The sequence below is a fragment of the Chryseobacterium sp. MEBOG06 genome (assembly GCF_021869765.1).
Taxonomy (GTDB): domain Bacteria; phylum Bacteroidota; class Bacteroidia; order Flavobacteriales; family Weeksellaceae; genus Chryseobacterium.
In genome coordinates this window covers 1,156,130-1,173,311 of sequence record NZ_CP084580.1, presented here as the reverse complement: position 1 = coordinate 1,173,311, position 17,182 = coordinate 1,156,130, and the positions used below count along the sequence as shown (strand labels likewise).

Below are 17,182 nucleotides of genomic sequence, written 5' to 3'. Positions count from 1 at the left end.
ATTACTAGTAATAAGCTCGCCATTTGTAACTGCTTCAGAAACCAATTTTTTAACACTTTCAATATTACTAAATTTCTGGGAAAATCTACTTGTTGCTCTTCCTACTCTAGAATTAAAAAAATGACCATCTGCAATATGTTTTTATTGCTGTAGTAACGTCATTTCCATAACGTATTCCAGCTCCCCATAACGGTTTGGTGACTTTTCGTAATTTACCTGTTTCAGTTAAAGCTCTTGATCCTCTACCTACATCACTCAGTTCTGATAACATCGCTACAGAAATCAACCTTTCAAAACCTGACAATTTATTTCCCTGGAAATCAGTCCCCAAAATTCCTTCAGCGATACCTTTTGCATCTCCATACACCGGAACAAAATCTGCTTGATAACCTCCGCCCTGTCTTAATGATTCTACCCAGCCACTGATTACATTATCTTTTTCTTTATTCGGAATTCCAATAAAGGCACCAGCCATACCCTGTTTACCATTAGGATCAATATACTTAATTGGATTCTGATATGTGTAAATATAAGGGTTATGATACCAAACTTCGTTACCAACCCAACGACATCAACATACGCATCCTTTGGAAGCTCTGCCAATACGCCTACCCTAAAGTGAAAAACATTGATTATCTTATCCAAAAACTAACATTCGATTTTTTTGAGTTTCTTAATCCTTCTAAAAATCTGTATAAGAATTTCCGTTTTCTTGACGAAGATATTCTTTCTGTCTTCGATGAATTGGCGCAAAGTTTTCTAAATATTTTAGATGAATATTTTATAAATTAAATAAACAACCCCACCGCAATTGCGGTGGGGTTTGTTTATTTTCTACTCCGAGTCGGAGACTTCGCAGAGCGGGGAAATATTAGCATATTTTTCTTAATAACCAATATAAAAAAGTTATTAGTAAAGACCCAAATAATATTATTACCCACCAGTAAGGTAAAACCCAAAAAATAAAATATTTTATAGAATTAATAAAATAAGCTAATGGATTCTTTGAAGTATAAACTTTTCCGAAAGCACTATCTGTAAGACCTAAAAAATAAGCAAGCATTAACAATATAATAATACTTATAATAAATACTTTGTAAATAGAATTTTTCATATTATTTTGCTGATTTTCCAGATTGAACATTGCCATTTTGTGGGTTTAATTTTTCAAATTGTCCATTCCATTGAGTACGGCTATAATTTTTCCCTCGATAATTAACCCCTTTAAATGTATCATCTTTATTTAGCAAAACTTTAAATTTAAAACTGGACATTGGTCTATCATTATCTCCAGCTAAAGACGTAAAAGGAGAGCCATCTGCTCCAGAAACTCCTAAAAATAAAGAATTTCCTTTTGCATCTGTTATATAAGTTTCATTTGATGGGAATTTATCTCCATACACATTTCCTGAAATATCAAAACTTTGTCCTTTTCTAATATTAGACACTTCCATATTTACATTTGCATCTATATCTGGAGAAGCAATACCCCAAAGTAAAGCCTTATTACTACCAGATATATGCATATAGTAATTTTGCGTTTTTCTACCATTATCAGCGGAAGAAGATTCTACATTTGTTGGAGAGGTTGCACTACTAAATTTAGTACCAAGCCAATCTGAATGAGTATTTCCCGCCTTCGTACTCATACTAAATCTATCTAAGTTAATCGTTGCAGAACCAGCAATTCTGTATGAGCTATTACTTGCTGTAGAAAACTTCCTATTATCACCATCTCCTTCAAATCCTCCACCAAATCTATTAAAAGGAGCAAAACTTCTAGTATTTAAGAAAAATGTTTGCTTCCCATTCGGATCGACATAAACAATCGGATTTTGGTAACAATAAATATACGGATTGAGATTCCCTTGGTTAAAGACTCCACCATTATGCTCTCCATCACCATAAAACTGGTCTTCCATCACAGGATTGTAAACCGCTAACGGGTCAACACCATACCAAATACTCGCTCTCGGATTATAATATCTTGCTCCGTAATAATACAATCCGGTTTCCTTATCCAGCTCTTTTGCATTGAACTTATATGGATTATTATATACTCCCGTTCGTTGCTCCAGCATCGTTTCCCCGAATGGTAAATTTAAGAAAATATTGAGTTGGTCCTATGTATGTAAATTGACAACTTCATTATTATCTCAAAGTTTCAAATAAGAATTTTTAAAGCGAAATACATTTATTAATTTCCGGATCTCTTATGAAATACAAAACCTCACATTTTGCGAGGTTTTGTAGTGTATTAAAGTAAACCGTTTGCTTTATCTCTAAACCAAAAATTTGATGGAATATAACTTATATAGTTATCCCTATCTATTTTTTTCAATTTTAATTGTTTTAAAAATTTTTAGAAATGTCTTTTTATTTTCTTCAGTTACATCATTGCTAATAATAGCAAATTTATTATTATATGTATCTACACTATCAAAATAAATACCTATTAAGCCTTTATTAAATCTCTTAGGGAGCATTACCCGTGCTACATTTTTATTTATAGTGTCAAAGTAATAATAATTATCATTGAAAATTCCATTTTTATAGTCAATATCCAAATATTTAGAGTAATAAATTTTAGCTCCTTTTGAAGTGACTATGTCATAAATTTCTTTTTCTTCAGTGATAGAATAATCTTCTGTAAATGGTTTATAGTAAGCTCCCAAATAAACTGAGCCGATATTTTTTTTGTGGAAAAATATATCATAAACACTCGTATCTACACTATTGCTTTTTTTTAATACAAAGTTTGATGGAACTTCAAAACTAACATTTCTAATACTCATTTTTTCATATATATTTTCTGCCTTCTGCTTTTGACAGGAATTAACTATAATTGTTAAAACTATTAGTATAATAAATTTATTCATTATTTCTATCGAGTATTTGCCTTATTAAAATTTTCAACAGCTTTTTTAAATTCTGATGATCTTCTAAAATTTGGATTACTTCCAGATGCAGAAGCTTTGTATACGTCTCCTTCATTGACATTTAAAGGAACCCAAGCAGCTTCCCCTTTCTGTTGTGCAGTTACATTAAAAAGACCATCATTATCCATAATAATATTTGAATTTTCATTAGGATATGGAATTCCAGCTTGCTTATATCCTTCTCCTAGTCCTAACATATGACCTATTTCATGAAATATACTATGTTTAAAATTTTCACCTTGATAATTAACAATTCCAATTTGTCTGAAGACTTCCCTGTTTTTGAACACTTCCCACCTTTGGCACACTCAAAAGTAGAGTTTTTGGTTAATAATTTATTGTTGTCGTTATAAAAATTTTGTTGAAATGTGGGGATTTTGTTTTAATTAATCTACCTAACATAAACCGTATTATTAAAAATAATTTTATTTATTTTATAATCTTTATCATAGTGATATTCCATTTTCAGAATTCTTTTGTAACTAATTGATTTATATAAAGTCATATAATCTCCATTTTTATTTTTTTTTATAATTAAGCTATCTCCTTTATATTTATTTCCTTTGTAACTTTCATAATTTTTTATTGAAGATAACAAAACTTGCTTACCAATGCTATCGCTTGAGAACGATTTATCACAACTATAAAACTCTTTATCTTTTTTCAAAAAATAAAATTCCGTATCACTGCTTCCATCTTTATAAAGACTCACAATAGATAATTGGGTTCCATTATTTGTCATTGTTACATTATAAGAATTATCTAAATCTTTTGAACTTTTTAAAACAGAACTATAATCCTTATCTGAACAAGAGAACAAGAGAAGAAAAGAAATAAAAAAATATAATAAATTAATTTCATGATTACTTCGCTTTAAGTTCGTTTGGCCATTGTGGTTTTAATCCTAAATCATTCATTATCCCATCATAAACTTTTGCTCCTCTTGGGTTTGTAGATTTCATGTGATCCCCTTCAAAATTTATATTTTGTTCTTGTTCCAGTTGTTCAATATTACCCGAATTTAAAAGTTTTAAGTATCTCGCATGCATTGTTGCATGTTTTCCAAATTCATGAGCCATAACTTCTATAAGACCATCTGAGACTTTTTGGAGCAAGGTCTTACTCAGATGATATTATTTCAACTTTGAATTTAGCTTTTTCTAATAAATAGTTAAGTGTTTCAAAAAAATATTTATTTGTATTTTGAACTAAAATATCTACATTAGTAAATACTACGGTTGTACTTATATTGTTGTTTTTTGCAATATCAATTAAAAAATCACCTAACGAATCTAATCCACTTCCAAAATAACCTCTCTCACCCATTAATTGTTCTCCCAAATAATGATACAAATCTTCATCACATTCAATTAATTTACCATCAATATGTACTTCATTGATATTTTTAATTTCAAATAAATTATAATTCCAAACATAACAAGCGGTAAGATATGCTTCTTTCATATCCACATTTTTGATCTTAAGCCAATCAATTTCAATACCCTTGTTCCAGTTATAGAAAATATCAACAATATATTGATTATAATTCTCACCTAACGCACTATTATTATTTGACATAATAACGTCCAATACTATTTCTTCAATATTATTACGCTCTTCAAGTAGATAGACATAATCTGTAATAAATGTTGTTTCATACAAACAAAAAGTTGTTTTATCTCTAGTTTCAATATAAATACTTAATTTTCCACCATCTTCTATTTGTTCTAAAATATCTTGTCTATAATTTTTATCAATCTTTAAAAGTAATTTATCTCTAATTATATTTTCATTTCTCTTTAAATGAAAATAATTTATTCCTAAACATTTATTATTTAATTCTATTGTCATTTATTTTTTCTTTATTTCGTGAATTTTCTTATAATCCTTACTCGTGCTATATCCGTATTTAATGCTACCGTCACTATTCGTTTTTTTCAATATCCTATTATGTTGTAGAAATGCTCCACGAACATCATATTCGACAGCACCAATCCAATTCTTCTGAGAACCACACCCTTCTTTTCCTTGTAAATACTGATCTCCTCTAAATATTTTATCACTTCCATAATCTTCCTTTCTTGTTGTCCCTCTTCCTGCTGCCACTTCTATTATTTCTTTATTTATCTCCGTATTACCAGTTGGAGCAAATTCAGATTCTTTCTTGGAGTGTAAAATTCTATTCGACCAATTAACAGCTTGCTTATATTGATCAATTAAAGGTATGCATACATCAGATGTAGAAACAGCAACTGCAGTAAATCCAATTAATGTTACTGCCTTAAGGTCATTTCCCAATTTATTAATTGCTACTGTTTTTTGGAGAAGATCAATATAATCATAGTTTTTATATGGGCTATTATAGCATCCCTATTTATTGCTACAAATGGTAAATGTAAGAAAAATGGAATATGTAATCTCACCCTCTTTAGATACCTTCAAAAGTATAATTTTTCGTTAATAATTTCTTGTTGTTGAAGCCTTCATATACAGGTTTGTAAATAATACTTTTTTGATCGAAAGACATTACTGAAATATGAGAGTGTATCACAACTAGACGGTGTGGATTAAGAATCGTTTAAACGAAAACCTTTCTCGTATACGAGTACAGGAAAGTTTCATAAAGGAGGCCGTTTTCACGAGTTGTGAGACGGCCTCTTTGTATTAGAGCTTTCTGTTCTATTATTTCTTCATAGTCTAGAAATCCATAGAACAAATGCTTCTTTTTAATTTCAAATTATTCATTTAATAAGAAAGCATTTGACTAAAAATTACTTATTTGATCTCCAATACAATGCATAATAACCATCCGTTTTTTTTATAAGAAATTCTGCATTATTTCTTTCAAAAAATGGAGGCGCTTTCTTATCTAAATAAAAATCGACCAATAGGCGATTCGAATCAATTAAATTTTCACTGTTATAGTTTGCAAAAATTTCATAAACGATCTCTCCGTTAAGTAAGAATACGATCAACCTATCATTGAGGCTAATGTTTTTATTATATTTTATTCCTAAAATAGAAGAAATTTCTTCCTTGGTTAATGCTTCAGGATAATGGTTCTCGGAAAAAATATAAAACCGATCCCATCTGAATGGAAGATTAGTTAAATTCACTGTACATTCTTTAGTAGTATGACAATGATTAAAACTATTTATCACAAATTCATCAAATTCATTAGTCGACGAATTTTTACATGAAATTAAATTTAATAAAAAAGTGATACTATTAAAAGATTTTTAAAATTAAAAAATTTCATTTTTTGCAGTTTTAAATTAATATTTTTAGTCTTTATGTCCTCTATCCATTCTATTGTTCATATTCTGAATATTTTTATCATTTGATCTAGGGCTTACACCATCATTCGATAATCCTTCAAATCGGTTTTTAAGGGCATTATATTTCTCATCACTAAGCCTTCTTCTTACAACGTTGAATCGGTTATTCTCTTTTGCATTTTCTACTTGATATAATCCATCTGTATGATATATTTCTAACATACCTAATGCTATATCCCTGGATTCGGCATCTTTATGTTTTTCTCCAAATCTTCGACCAATCTGATTATTTAATTCATCAGCAATAGTATCTGCACCCATAATACCTAAAATATTACTAGTCTTATTTGTTTCCGTAGGTTTACCTTCATGAAGATCTCCTACCCATTTAGCATCTTTTGAGCCATATTCAGAAGCTATAAGTGCCATCCAAGTTGCATGTCTGAATGCACCTCTTTCTCCCCCTCTATCAGGATCAGATGCAACAGGGCCATTTCTCTCCAAAATAGCATTTGGTGATGATGCAGTTGCACCCCTTCTTGAGAATTCTCCTGCCCTATCTGCTAAGGCATTTCCTGCCCTATTCATTAAGCCAATTTTAAGAGGATTTCTAGCTGCAATTCCAATTTGTTGTCCTGTCGTTTGCTTTCCATTAGGATCAATTAAATTAATTGGATTCTGATAGGTATAAATATAAGGGTTAAGATTCCCCCAGAAGTATACTCCTCCATTATGCTGTCCATCTCCATAAAACTGAGTCTCCATTGCAGGGTTGTAAACTGCCAGCGGGTCAACACCATACCAGATACTCGCTCTCGGGTTATAATATCTTGCTCCATAATAATACAATCCGGTTTCCTTATCCAGCTCTTTTGCATTGAACTTATATGGATTATTATATACTCCCGTTCTTTGCTCCAGCATCGTTTCCCCGAATGGTAAATTTAAGAAAAACCGAGTACTTTAACTGTTGAAAGATAAAATCACCAATGATAAAAGCTATTCTTAAAGCACAAAACCTCGCAAAATGCAAGCTTTTATTAGGATCAACTTTAAATCTTAATTTGGACTCTCTGTTTTATTTGTACCTCAAAGTCAGGAGACTTTGCCAGCGGGGTATTCATTCGATTGATAAATCTTTAATTGAAAAAGTTACCATTCTCGAAAATCTTGACGAAGAAGAACGCAAAGGAATTTACTCTATCATTGACGGACTTTCTACCAAACAAAAACTCAAACAAACGCTTTCTAATGCGCTTGCTATATAAAATAAAAACTCCCGTCTTTTGGCGGGAGTTTTGTGTTATCAAAGGAACGAGCGAGACACTCGCACCAGCGGGGAAAAAAAAGAAAAGAGCCGGAAATTAGGATGTTGACACTAACATAAAATCTTCTATTTCCCAATAATTATCATGCAATCTCAGTTTAAATACAGCATTTCTACCGTAATAATCTTTTTTTATACGATGGTCAACAAAAACTAATGCTCTTTTTTTTGAAGTATCGAATACAATCTCTGAAAAATAGACAACACCTATCTCACATTCATTTGTATGTTTATCATACTCTGCCAGATCTAGAACTTTTGCGGTACACAAATTAAATTGATTTGCTTTTATAGAACTTCGTATGCTTAAATTTTTAATATCTGGACTATTAGAAAAGTCTTTAAAAGAATCCTTCGTTCTGATTATGCGTCTTAAATAAACCTCGGTATTATCTGTCCCGAAATATGTATTTTTACTTTTAGTAGAATCTATATACAAATTGCAAAATTTTTCAGGATTATTAAAAATTTCGTTGTGCGCTTTTGTCTTCTCTTCGATATATAAATCATCATCGTGAACTCTTAAACTATCAAAATATCTTTTTTCACCTAAATAATCTTCTCTAAAAAAATAAGGTATCAACTGATCTGTTAAATCATTATATAGTTTTACATTAGTATCGGTTGATTGACTTACACATTTCTTCATTTCCTCCTTACAATTCGTAATTAATAAAGAGGATAATAAAATCATAACTATTATAGTTTTAAAATTCATATTATTTAGGGATTTTGGGTTAATAACATCCTTTTGTTCGCAAATTATCTTTTGGTTTTTTATAAATATCTAAAATAGATGGCATTTTTTGTGATTTCGAGTCCCTGATTTCACGTTGTTGCCTAAAATCTTTTGCAGCATTATTCCTCCTAATTCCATCAAACTTTTCACTAATTATATCACGATCAGAATCAGAAAATTGAGTATCTGTTCCAAAATAAACAGCTTCCCAATTATCTCCTGCATCTCCAATACCACTTTTTGATTTAAAACTCGTCTTAAAAAATGGTTCAGATTCCTTGGAAGCATGGTCCATTTTATAGTCTGCCCAATGACCACCTTCATGAATTATTATTTCTGCTAAATTATCAATATACTTTTTATTTCCTATATTTTTTGAAACCGTATTTACTACGCCAGAATCTATTGTAATAACATCGGGGTAGCGGGGACAAGCAAACCATTTTCCGACTCGTGGAAAAAATGCTGACCAATAAAAAATTTAAAGATTTCTTTAATAAAAATGTGGCGGCACTATAAAATAAAAACCCTCGCTTTTGCGAGGGATATAGTACTTATCATAAACTTTGAATATCGGGAAGTGAAGAAATAGAAATACTATCTGTTAGATTACCTTTCATAAACTTATACTCCTTTTTAAAAACTGCCGTTTGATTTTTTTGAGTTTCTTAATTCTTCTAAAAATCTGTATAAGAATTTCCGTTTTCTTGACGAAGATATTCTTTTTGTCTTCGATGAAATGGCGCAAGGTTTTCTAAATATTTTAGATGAACATTTTGTAAATTAACAACAAAAATTCCCGCCAAATGGCGGGAATTTTTATTTTACAGAACATTGCTTGTATAAATACCAATCATTTTTATATTTTTCAAAATATGTTTTGTTTATATCTTTCAAACTGTTTTTATCTGACAATCGTAAAAACGTATATGAACATTTATCCGAGAAAAAAACAAATTGAATATTTTGAAAATCATCAACAGATAAATTTGCAATATCTAATCTATCAAATTTATCTAATAGCTTCTCTAAAGATTTGATATCTGAATCGGATTTAGTAATAAAATTATTATTTACGTCCTTGATGTTTTTAATCTTCCCCATAAGTCCTTTTTTAACGAAAATTCTTTTATCGTCTTTCTCTACATTCGCATTACTTATTAAATATATTCCATTTCTATAAGTTATCGAATATCCTTTAAAATCAGAGAAATTTTCATTTTCGAGTTTGAAAAATCTATCATTCCATTTAGTCGGATTACACCCTACAAGAATGAATAGACCTATAAAAATTATTAATATTTTTTTCATATTAAGGTCTTTTTAATCTATAATTGTGTTGTGCAGCGTGAGTAGCTCCTAATATTATGGATCTTTGGTCATCTTTAGAATCCCATTGAGATTCATAACCATTTCTTCTTGAATTAAATCTACTATTTGCGTGTGCTCCTATTTGAAGACCTGAATAATCAAACCCAGCTGTATAACCTGTGGCTCCCCATAGATAATTCCCAAAATTCATCTGGTTGTGTGCTGTCTTATCTCCTTCAGGTAAGAAAAGAGCATTTGAATAACTATTCAAAGGATCTGAACTTGCTTCAGAATATTTATTTGGAAGAACAGAATATGAATAATCAAAGTCTCCTCCTCCTTGACTCTCCCAGCCAAAATTAAATTTTCCAGATTCAAATGCACCTTGTTGCTTAAGCATCCCTTCCACATCTTTCTCGCTAACAAAAACAACTTTATTGATAATGCCTCTATCTATTTGCTTAGGATCCTCTTTCGGATCTGCAAAGGAATAATTAGTTCTGTCTTTTGTTTTAGAATTTTCTATGACAAGTCTATGAGGTTGGTTATTTTTCTCGGTTCTCACATAATTACCTTTTTCATCAAAAATATAATCATTAGGTGGTTTTACTTTTGTATCCTCTGCAATCATTCCTGTGGGATCAATAAATCTAATCGGATTATTCATTGCATAAGCATACGGCGACCAGCTCGGCATTTTCTCGGCTAGTGGGTCAACACCATACCAGATACTCGCTCTCGGGTTATAATATCTTGCTCCATAATAATACAATCCGGTTTTTTCATCCAGTTCTTTGGTATTGAACTTATATGGATTATTATATACTCCCGTTCTTTGCTCCAGCATCGTTTCCCCGAATGGTAAATTTAAGAAAAACTGCGTACTTTAACTGTTGAAAGATAAAATTACCAATGATAAAAGCTATTCTTAAAGTACAAAACCTCGCAAAATGCAAGCTTTTATTAGGATCAACTTTAAATCTTAATTTGGACCTTGTACCTCAAAGTCAGGAGACTTTGCGGAGCGGGCGGAAGGTTTTCTGGGTATTTTAGATAAGCAATTTGAAAATTAATAACAAACCCCATCGCAAATTGCGGTGGGGTTTATGTTATAAAATTTTAATTTATTTGACAGCCATTATTCTAAAGGAATAAAAGCTTCACATTCTTTTGAGTATTTGACTATATAATAAGAATTAATTCCTTTAATACTATAAGTTAAAACAATATTGCTTTGATCAAATTTCATATTGTCATAATACCAAATTGTCACTTCATTTCGACTGATATTAAATAATACATAGGCTTTGTTCTGTCTTGAATTAATTTTATTTAAAAAGATAAATTCCCCAATATGACAATCTCCATAATTTTCTACTTTCTTAAAATATTTTTTAAACTTAAAATTACCCTCAATAAAATCATTTGGCAGAAAATTCAAAAAAGGTATTTCAACCAAAAATAGTTTATAATATTGAAAATCATTTAATTTATTCTTATTAATTGTATTGATACCGTAATAAACAATATTAGTATTTAAAAAATTAAAATTATCTTGTATTTTTTTATTTTTAAATTCAATACAATCAAAGGATACATTCCTTCTTGTCAGACTACTACCATCTATAATTATGCTAGGTAGATTTCCTAATAGTTTTGATTTTTCTTCTTTCTGCGGGGTTACTTTATGGCAGTAAGATACTATTATTAAACAAAATAAATATAAAAAATTTTTCATATTAGTAATTTTTAGGCTGTGGTTTTTTTGCTGCATCTCTCATTATCAATACATTTCCATAATTTGAAGCTCCGCCACCATTATAGTTTTTACTTGCATTATCCCACTTCTTTCCACCTGTCCATCTTGTTTTTCCGCTACTTATTGTAAGCCCCTTTTGATACATCAATCCAATACCTGCATTAACTGATTGCTCTGGAGTAGCTCCTCCTCCTTTTGTTAGTCCAAATTGCATTTTATGTCCTTTTCCCCAATCATTTGAATTTTCACCATTGTAAACATTTGCTTGCATAATATCAGATTTTGAATTATTTAGATCATTAGGATTTGCATCATATGTTCCCATCATAGATTCTTGCATAATTGTAGATTTGACTAAAGTTGGATCTAAATCTGGTACTGTAGATGGATCGTCAATACTTGAACCATTTGTATGCTTAGGTGTAATACCAGCATTTTTGTATTGATTAAAATATCCAGTTTCTGCCGCAATTAAATAATCATATTTTTGATAAATTGATCCAGTAGTATCACCACCTCCTTTTTCTTGTATTACATTGGGCATTGCTGCTTCTGTCCATCCTTTACCTCCATTTGCTGTCAAGCCCACTCACTGCAACACTTCTTGTATTAATATCAATCATATAGGTCTTAAAAACCGTATTACTTTTAATTCTATGAATTTCTCGACCATTAAGCCCCATAAAAACAATATCATTCGGAACTTGCCCATCAGGTCTACACCATACCAAATACTTGCTCTCGGGTTATAATACCTTGCTCCGTAATAATACAATCCTGTTTCTTTATCCAGTTCTTTGGCATTGAACTTATACGGATTATTATATACTCCCGTTCGTTGCTCCAGCATCGTTTCCCCGAATGGTAAATTTAAGAAAAACCGAGTATTTTAACTGTCGAAAGATAAAATCACCAATGATAAAAGCTATTCTTAAAGTACAAAACCTCGCAAAATGCAAGGTTTTATTAGGATCAACTTTAAATCCTAATTTGGACTCTCTGTTTTATTTGTACCTCAAAGTCAGGAGACTTTGCCTTTACTTTGAATTCTATAAAAATGACTAAATTTATTCAAAGGAAAGCAGAGGTGAACTTTAGACTTTGCTGGTAAAGAACCATGCTGCGCATTAGTCCTCTGCCTTCTCTTTGAACCCCGTTGAACAGCTTCAAATAGAATGATAGACATTAAGGTCTAATAAAGGCTCTAAAGAAGTTCAACATTTTGTTTATCCTAAATCCAAAGTTATGAAAAATTATTGCTTCCACATTGGGATTGATGTTTCAAAATTGAAATTGGATGTAAATGTATTAAACATTCAAACCCTTGTATCTGAACACTTTGTCTTGAAAAACGACGTAAAGTCCATCAAGCTTTTCATTAAGACTCTCATAAAACGAAAAATTGATATTTGCGATGTCTTATTCTGTTGCGAAAACACAGGTATTTATACTAATCATTTAATTACAATCTCTACAGATTTGAAACTTGATCTATGGGTAGTTCCCGCCATGGAAATTAAGCGGTCCAAAGGAATTTCCAGAGGTAAAAATGATAAGACCGATGCTAGAGATATTTCTTACTATAGTCTTAGAAATATTGATAAATTAGCATTATACACATTAGCGGAACTAGATATTTTAAAGTTGAAAATGCTTTACACTGAAAGAGAAAAGGTCTTAAAATCTTTATTGATAATGCAAACCTCTAAAGAGAATATTGATTTTGTAAATAAAGAAATTCTCACTCAGATTTCAAAGATCAATAGCAGCTTAGTTTGCGCTATCAAAAAATCTATTAAGATGATAGAGTGCAAAATAAAGCAGATTATTCAGTCTAATGAAGAATTACAGAAACAGGACAGACTCATTAAATCAGTACCTGGAATTGGTGATCAAACAAGCCTTTATTTTATAATTGCTACAAAAGGTTTTACAGCCTTCCCAAGTTGGAGGAAGTTTGCCTGCTATTCTGGCGTTGCACCTTTTGAGTATAGTTCCGGCTCAAGTATTAAGGGAAGAACCAAAGTAAATCATCTGGCTGACAAAAAAATGAAATCCCTGTTACAAATGTGCGCTATGACTTCGATGAAATATGATGCCCAGATAAAAGAATACTATTATAAGAAAAAGGCAGAAGGCAAAAATTCCATGCTAATTTTAAATAATATACGATGTAAACTTATAAGCAGGGTTTTTGCAGTGATTAATCGACAAACTCCGTATATAAACACTTACAAATTTGCGTCATAAATTTTAACGGTTTTTATTTGCTTGTTGTCATAGAATGCGGAGCGGGGACTGGAGTATAAATTAAATATTAGGTTTATTATAGAATATATCATTTAATAATTGTCCATTAATGCTTTCTTTCTTATTAATAATAATTTCATAAATAAATTTCAATATTTTTGACAGTTCGTTTTTAAATAAATTAGAATCAATGTTTAAAAATGAATTGTCATTTAATGTTTTTTCATTATGACTCAATACAGTATTCCATTGTGATAATATACTAATATTATTACCCTCTTTTCTTATATTCCAAACAACGTTAAAGGTATTTGATGGAAAAGCCAATTTAAGTATTCTGTCTTTTGATTCTAAAAATTTGATTATATATACAAAATCTTCAAATATTATAGATAAGTCATATTTATAAGAAAGAGAAACATCAATATTATTCCAACTGATATAAAAAAAATCTGTACTTAAAGGAAAAATACCTTCAATTAATTCTCCTATTGATTCATATTCCTTCAATGATTGTTCCTCCACAATATGTGGAGGATTTAAAATTATTTTAAACATAAATATTATTTAACTTTTGGATAACCATGAAATGTTTTTCCATTTCCATTATTTCTAAGCCACATATGGGTGGCTTTCTTAGTACTCCCGTCAGGCATATGAACTACACTCTTTGTATCTATTGGTAGTTCAAATTCAGCACCTTCTCTTGGTTTTAGCTCAGAAGCCTTTTGCCCTGCATAATCCAAATCTTCTTTGCTTCCCCATTGTCCTTGCGGAATAAGTGTTTTTTTAGCTTCTGCTCCTCCTTCTTTCCATTTTAAGCCATGTTTTCCAGTACCCTCATAGCCTTTTTCAGGTCGAAGATTATCTGAAAACAATACTGATAAACTGCTTTTTGTTCTATTATACACCTCCTTAAAACCCTCTACAGCTACGAGTGTGAATCCTAACATTACAACGTTACTTTTATCCAGCTGTTTATTAACACCCTCTAATAAAGAACCAGTATCAAAAATAGGAAAAGGTATTCCTGGTCTATAATAAACTCCGCTCTCTTTTTTATTAGAAGGTATTGCACCTGGAACCAATGGAGGGGGTGGGACTATAAAAGGAGTAACAACCTGTTTACCATCAGGATCAATATACTTTATTGGATTCTGATAGGTATATATATATGGATTAAGATTTCCCCAGAAATATACTCCTCCATTATGCTGCCCATTTCCATAAAACTGAGTCTCCATTGAAGGATTATACACTGCCACCGGATCCACTCCATACCAGATACTCGCTCTTGGGTTATAATATCTTGCTCCGTAATAATACAATCCAGTTTCTTTATCCAGTTCTTTGGCATTGAACTTATATGGATTATTATATACTCCTGTCCGCTGCTCAAGCATCGTTTCCCCGAATGGTAAATTTAAGAAAAACTGCGTAGTCTGCGCACTGGAATTAGTTACAAATGTTGCCGTTCCTAAATGGTCAGTATGCAAATAATATAAACCTTGCTGCATTGTTGGCGCATTTAAAGTATTTAACTCCGAAACGGAAATATCTTCTACACCTGCTTTCTCAAGATATGTTTTAAAATCCACTTCTGTATCAGGCTCTTTCAATGCTGTTCCCTGATCAGAGACTTGTGCAAAAACAAGTCGCTACAGAAATTGGCTTGGGGATTTCTCACTACAATAAAATTGAGAACAACCAGCGTGAAGCTTCCGTTGGGATGCTTGATAAACTGGCTAAATTTTATAGCGTTTCCATTGATCAGATTGTGCATCCTGATAATGAAGTTCCTACGGAAGTTGTGGTAGAAGATAAAACCCTGATAGAACAGGTAAGATTAATAAATGGACTGGAAGAAAAAGACAAAAATGTAATCTTCGCTATGCTCGAAACTATGATTACCAAACAAAAATTTAAAGATTTTTTTAATAAAAATGTAGCAGCTTTATAAAACAGAATCCCTCGCTTTGCGAGGGATTCTGTTTTATAAACTTTTCGTAATGAGGTTTTTAAGTATCAATTAAAGATTCTCCTTGAATAACATTATATGACTTATTTTTTATAGTTAAAATATCACTATTCATTTTTTCTATTTCATCATTAAAATATAATCTCGTATAAGTTGAAAAATAAGAAGAAGACTCTATAATTTTATAATTACCGTCAAAAATCTTATTAAAAATATTCTGATAATTTAATCTAAAATTAGTATCATCAAAAAAGAACATTTCTTCAAAATGATTAATTATCAAATGAATATCTTTTTGATTAAAATTCAATTCAAAGAAAAAAGAATCATTTTTTTTTAATTCAACAAAATGACCATTTTTTGAAATTTCACAATCTAAAATACAAAACGATTTCTTTAATTTTTTGTATTTTTTTAACAAAAAAATTAATATCTGTTGATAAAATTCATCTTTATAAATAGGAATACTAACTTCTAATTTATCTAAGAATTCAATGAAATTCATACTATTATTTCTTAAGTGGTGGCCAATGCTTTTTACCTTGAGTACCGTGGTTTATATGCGTGTTCATTTTGCCATCAATTTTATGGCGCTCTAATCGTAAATGCTTGTTTGTATTCGTAGCCCTAGTACCAAGTTGCCATTTTCCGCTTTTGTTAACATTTTTAAAATCAACCATTGGTTCTAAATTCTTAGAACTTTTGACCGTTTTTCCTCCTCCTAAGCCCATAGTTGCAATATCAGCACCGGTAGCAATTTTCTCAGCTGTATCATCACTTGCACCTGCCGCTTTAGAACCCGCTACTACACCTTTGTGCAAATAAGTATCTTGACTTTCTCCTGTCCATAGCTGCTTTGCCCCAGTAATGGTATTGTCTATACCATTTGCCGCTGTGATATAGCCTAGAGCTGCCCCAACTCCTGTTTCCGAAGTAAGAACCCCACCAATACCTCCTACAACTGTTTCAACTGCTCCTCCTACCATTTGTACAGCTCCAAATCCTCTTGTTGTAACTTGAGAAGCTACTTCTTTTGATCCATCATCAATAGCTCTACCTAAAGCAGAGAATTTCCCACTTATTATTGAAGAATAGTTTTGCTTCCCATTCGGGTCAACATAAACAATTGGATTCTGATAACAGTAAATATAAGGATTAAGATTCCCAGAGTTGTAGACCCCTCCGTTGTGTTGTCCGTCTCCATAAAATTCACTTTCCATTACAGGATTGTAGACTGCTAGTGGATCCACCCCATACCAAATACTTGCTCTTGGGTTATAATATCTTGCTCCATAATAATACAGCCCTGTTTCTCTGTCAAGCTCTTTGGCATTGAACTTATACGGATTATTATATACTCCTGTTCGTTGCTCCAGCATCGTTTCCCCGAATGGTAAATTTAAGAAAAATTGCGTAGTCTGCGCACTGGAATTAGTTACAAATATTGCCGTTCCTAAATGGTCATTATGTAGATAGTATCATTTTAATAGTCTACAAAACATAATATTTCACCAAACCTCTACTCGTCTTCCGGACAATCGACTTCGGCCGGCCTGATCAATAAAACAATAAACCCTCGCAAAGCGAGGGTTTATTGTTTT

The 17,182-nt window shown here is 31.2% G+C and carries 24 protein-coding genes and 2 pseudogenes; 4 read left to right on the top strand and 22 right to left on the bottom strand.

The annotated features are described in order from the left end of the window. Positions 1-112: 112 nt before the first annotated feature. Entirely contained in the window at positions 113-475 is a 363-nt protein-coding gene (locus LF887_RS05425; RefSeq protein WP_236857773.1) for a pre-toxin TG domain-containing protein, read from the bottom strand. 44 nt (positions 476-519) lie between these two features. Between LF887_RS05425 and LF887_RS05420 the strand changes: the two genes are divergently transcribed. Beyond that, positions 520-792: a hypothetical protein gene (locus LF887_RS05420; RefSeq protein WP_236857772.1), complete on the top strand. Its 273-nt coding sequence runs from the start codon at positions 520-522 to the stop codon at positions 790-792. Between the two features lie 323 nt (positions 793-1,115). On the opposite strand, the gene LF887_RS05415 is transcribed toward LF887_RS05420, so the two are convergent. The 9 genes from LF887_RS05415 to LF887_RS05375 all read right to left on the bottom strand — a co-directional run bounded on the left by LF887_RS05415 (position 1,116) and on the right by LF887_RS05375 (position 7,141). Beyond that, entirely contained in the window at positions 1,116-2,111 is a 996-nt protein-coding gene (locus LF887_RS05415; RefSeq protein ID WP_262912541.1) for an RHS repeat-associated core domain-containing protein, read from the bottom strand. 213 nt (positions 2,112-2,324) lie between these two features. Continuing rightward, positions 2,325-2,879: a hypothetical protein gene (locus LF887_RS05410; RefSeq protein ID WP_236857750.1), complete on the bottom strand. Its 555-nt coding sequence runs from the start codon at positions 2,877-2,879 to the stop codon at positions 2,325-2,327. Between the two features lie 5 nt (positions 2,880-2,884). After that, on the bottom strand, positions 2,885-3,136 hold the full coding sequence (locus LF887_RS05405) for a hypothetical protein (protein WP_236857749.1): 252 nt from the start codon (positions 3,134-3,136) through the stop codon (positions 2,885-2,887). A gap of 194 nt (positions 3,137-3,330) precedes the next feature. Then, positions 3,331-3,681: a hypothetical protein gene (locus LF887_RS05400; RefSeq protein WP_236857748.1), complete on the bottom strand. Its 351-nt coding sequence runs from the start codon at positions 3,679-3,681 to the stop codon at positions 3,331-3,333. 121 nt (positions 3,682-3,802) lie between these two features. Continuing rightward, positions 3,803-4,018: a hypothetical protein gene (locus LF887_RS05395; protein WP_236857770.1), complete on the bottom strand. Its 216-nt coding sequence runs from the start codon at positions 4,016-4,018 to the stop codon at positions 3,803-3,805. A 40-nt stretch (positions 4,019-4,058) separates the two neighbouring features. After that, complete coding sequence (locus tag LF887_RS05390; protein ID WP_236857769.1) at positions 4,059-4,790, bottom strand: barstar family protein; 732 nt, start codon at positions 4,788-4,790, stop codon at positions 4,059-4,061. Next, a complete protein-coding gene (locus tag LF887_RS05385; RefSeq protein ID WP_236857768.1) occupies positions 4,791-5,237 on the bottom strand; it encodes a hypothetical protein in 447 nt (148 codons plus the stop codon). A gap of 473 nt (positions 5,238-5,710) precedes the next feature. Further along, positions 5,711-6,055: a hypothetical protein gene (locus LF887_RS05380; RefSeq protein ID WP_236857767.1), complete on the bottom strand. Its 345-nt coding sequence runs from the start codon at positions 6,053-6,055 to the stop codon at positions 5,711-5,713. Between the two features lie 168 nt (positions 6,056-6,223). Next, complete coding sequence (locus tag LF887_RS05375) at positions 6,224-7,141, bottom strand: RHS repeat-associated core domain-containing protein (protein ID WP_236857766.1); 918 nt, start codon at positions 7,139-7,141, stop codon at positions 6,224-6,226. Between the two features lie 65 nt (positions 7,142-7,206). On the opposite strand from LF887_RS05375, the gene LF887_RS05370 reads away from it, so the two are divergent. Continuing rightward, the gene (locus LF887_RS05370; RefSeq protein ID WP_236857765.1) at positions 7,207-7,485 is read left to right on the top strand and encodes a hypothetical protein; all 279 of its coding nucleotides are present in this window, start codon (positions 7,207-7,209) and stop codon (positions 7,483-7,485) included. Positions 7,486-7,581: 96 nt separating this feature from the next. Here LF887_RS05370 and LF887_RS05365 read toward each other — a convergent pair whose 3' ends face one another. The 8 genes and pseudogenes from LF887_RS05365 to LF887_RS05335 form a co-directional block, all read right to left on the bottom strand. After that, complete coding sequence (locus LF887_RS05365) at positions 7,582-8,262, bottom strand: hypothetical protein (RefSeq protein WP_236857764.1); 681 nt, start codon at positions 8,260-8,262, stop codon at positions 7,582-7,584. Positions 8,263-8,281: 19 nt separating this feature from the next. Continuing rightward, a complete protein-coding gene (locus LF887_RS05360; protein ID WP_236857763.1) occupies positions 8,282-8,578 on the bottom strand; it encodes a hypothetical protein in 297 nt (98 codons plus the stop codon). 524 nt (positions 8,579-9,102) lie between these two features. Continuing rightward, positions 9,103-9,594, bottom strand: a complete 492-nt coding sequence (locus tag LF887_RS05355; protein ID WP_236857762.1) for a hypothetical protein — start codon at positions 9,592-9,594, stop codon at positions 9,103-9,105. A 1-nt stretch (position 9,595) separates the two neighbouring features. Beyond that, on the bottom strand, positions 9,596-9,805 hold the full coding sequence (locus LF887_RS24370; RefSeq protein WP_410681142.1) for a polymorphic toxin type 44 domain-containing protein: 210 nt from the start codon (positions 9,803-9,805) through the stop codon (positions 9,596-9,598). A 429-nt stretch (positions 9,806-10,234) separates the two neighbouring features. Next, positions 10,235-10,444 (bottom strand): annotated as a pseudogene (locus LF887_RS24215) (RHS repeat-associated core domain-containing protein); the annotation flags it as partial. A 288-nt stretch (positions 10,445-10,732) separates the two neighbouring features. Further along, the gene (locus LF887_RS05345; protein WP_236857760.1) at positions 10,733-11,332 is read right to left on the bottom strand and encodes a hypothetical protein; all 600 of its coding nucleotides are present in this window, start codon (positions 11,330-11,332) and stop codon (positions 10,733-10,735) included. A gap of 1 nt (position 11,333) precedes the next feature. Beyond that, positions 11,334-11,936, bottom strand: coding sequence for a hypothetical protein (locus LF887_RS05340; protein WP_236857759.1), 603 nt, complete (start codon positions 11,934-11,936; stop codon positions 11,334-11,336). A 36-nt stretch (positions 11,937-11,972) separates the two neighbouring features. Further along, positions 11,973-12,206: pseudogene (locus LF887_RS05335) on the bottom strand (RHS repeat domain-containing protein); the annotation flags it as partial. A 392-nt stretch (positions 12,207-12,598) separates the two neighbouring features. Between LF887_RS05335 and LF887_RS05330 the strand changes: the two are divergent. Further along, positions 12,599-13,603: a transposase gene (locus LF887_RS05330; protein ID WP_236855060.1), complete on the top strand. Its 1,005-nt coding sequence runs from the start codon at positions 12,599-12,601 to the stop codon at positions 13,601-13,603. 60 nt (positions 13,604-13,663) lie between these two features. Here LF887_RS05330 and LF887_RS05325 read toward each other — a convergent pair whose 3' ends face one another. Next, positions 13,664-14,161, bottom strand: a complete 498-nt coding sequence (locus LF887_RS05325) for a hypothetical protein (protein ID WP_236857757.1) — start codon at positions 14,159-14,161, stop codon at positions 13,664-13,666. Between the two features lie 5 nt (positions 14,162-14,166). Beyond that, positions 14,167-15,222 (bottom strand): RHS repeat domain-containing protein, encoded by a 1,056-nt coding sequence (locus LF887_RS05320; protein ID WP_236857756.1) that lies wholly within the window; start codon positions 15,220-15,222, stop codon positions 14,167-14,169. 23 nt (positions 15,223-15,245) lie between these two features. Between LF887_RS05320 and LF887_RS05315 the strand changes: the two genes are divergently transcribed. Continuing rightward, entirely contained in the window at positions 15,246-15,563 is a 318-nt protein-coding gene (locus LF887_RS05315; RefSeq protein WP_236857755.1) for a helix-turn-helix domain-containing protein, read from the top strand. A 58-nt stretch (positions 15,564-15,621) separates the two neighbouring features. On the opposite strand, the gene LF887_RS05310 is transcribed toward LF887_RS05315, so the two are convergent. Together LF887_RS05310 and LF887_RS05305 are read right to left on the bottom strand one after the other, a co-directional pair. After that, positions 15,622-16,086 carry a hypothetical protein gene (locus LF887_RS05310; RefSeq protein WP_236857754.1) on the bottom strand — a complete coding sequence of 155 codons (465 nt, stop codon included), beginning with the start codon at positions 16,084-16,086 and terminating at the stop codon, positions 15,622-15,624. Between the two features lie 4 nt (positions 16,087-16,090). Next, positions 16,091-17,026, bottom strand: coding sequence for an RHS repeat-associated core domain-containing protein (locus LF887_RS05305; RefSeq protein ID WP_262912539.1), 936 nt, complete (start codon positions 17,024-17,026; stop codon positions 16,091-16,093). Between the last annotated feature and the right edge of the window lie 156 nt (positions 17,027-17,182).

Bases quoted from the DNA above. Each gene is read 5' to 3' on its own strand.
- LF887_RS05425 (WP_236857773.1), bottom strand. From the start codon at position 475: ATGGCTGGTGCCTTTATTGGAATTCCGAATAAAGAAAAAGATAATGTA.
- LF887_RS05420 (WP_236857772.1), top strand. From the start codon at position 520: ATGTGTAAATATAAGGGTTATGATACCAAACTTCGTTACCAACCCAAC.
- LF887_RS05410 (WP_236857750.1), bottom strand. From the start codon at position 2,879: ATGAATAAATTTATTATACTAATAGTTTTAACAATTATAGTTAATTCC.
- LF887_RS05405 (WP_236857749.1), bottom strand. From the start codon at position 3,136: ATGTTAGGACTAGGAGAAGGATATAAGCAAGCTGGAATTCCATATCCT.
- LF887_RS05400 (WP_236857748.1), bottom strand. From the start codon at position 3,681: ATGACAAATAATGGAACCCAATTATCTATTGTGAGTCTTTATAAAGAT.
- LF887_RS05395 (WP_236857770.1), bottom strand. From the start codon at position 4,018: ATGGCTCATGAATTTGGAAAACATGCAACAATGCATGCGAGATACTTA.
- LF887_RS05390 (WP_236857769.1), bottom strand. From the start codon at position 4,790: ATGACAATAGAATTAAATAATAAATGTTTAGGAATAAATTATTTTCAT.
- LF887_RS05375 (WP_236857766.1), bottom strand. From the start codon at position 7,141: ATGCTGGAGCAAAGAACGGGAGTATATAATAATCCATATAAGTTCAAT.
- LF887_RS05370 (WP_236857765.1), top strand. From the start codon at position 7,207: ATGATAAAAGCTATTCTTAAAGCACAAAACCTCGCAAAATGCAAGCTT.
- LF887_RS05365 (WP_236857764.1), bottom strand. From the start codon at position 8,262: ATGAATTTTAAAACTATAATAGTTATGATTTTATTATCCTCTTTATTA.
- LF887_RS05360 (WP_236857763.1), bottom strand. From the start codon at position 8,578: ATGGACCATGCTTCCAAGGAATCTGAACCATTTTTTAAGACGAGTTTT.
- LF887_RS05355 (WP_236857762.1), bottom strand. From the start codon at position 9,594: ATGAAAAAAATATTAATAATTTTTATAGGTCTATTCATTCTTGTAGGG.
- LF887_RS24370 (WP_410681142.1), bottom strand. From the start codon at position 9,805: ATGAATTTTGGGAATTATCTATGGGGAGCCACAGGTTATACAGCTGGG.
- LF887_RS05345 (WP_236857760.1), bottom strand. From the start codon at position 11,332: ATGAAAAATTTTTTATATTTATTTTGTTTAATAATAGTATCTTACTGC.
- LF887_RS05330 (WP_236855060.1), top strand. From the start codon at position 12,599: ATGAAAAATTATTGCTTCCACATTGGGATTGATGTTTCAAAATTGAAA.
- LF887_RS05325 (WP_236857757.1), bottom strand. From the start codon at position 14,161: ATGTTTAAAATAATTTTAAATCCTCCACATATTGTGGAGGAACAATCA.
- LF887_RS05310 (WP_236857754.1), bottom strand. From the start codon at position 16,086: ATGAATTTCATTGAATTCTTAGATAAATTAGAAGTTAGTATTCCTATT.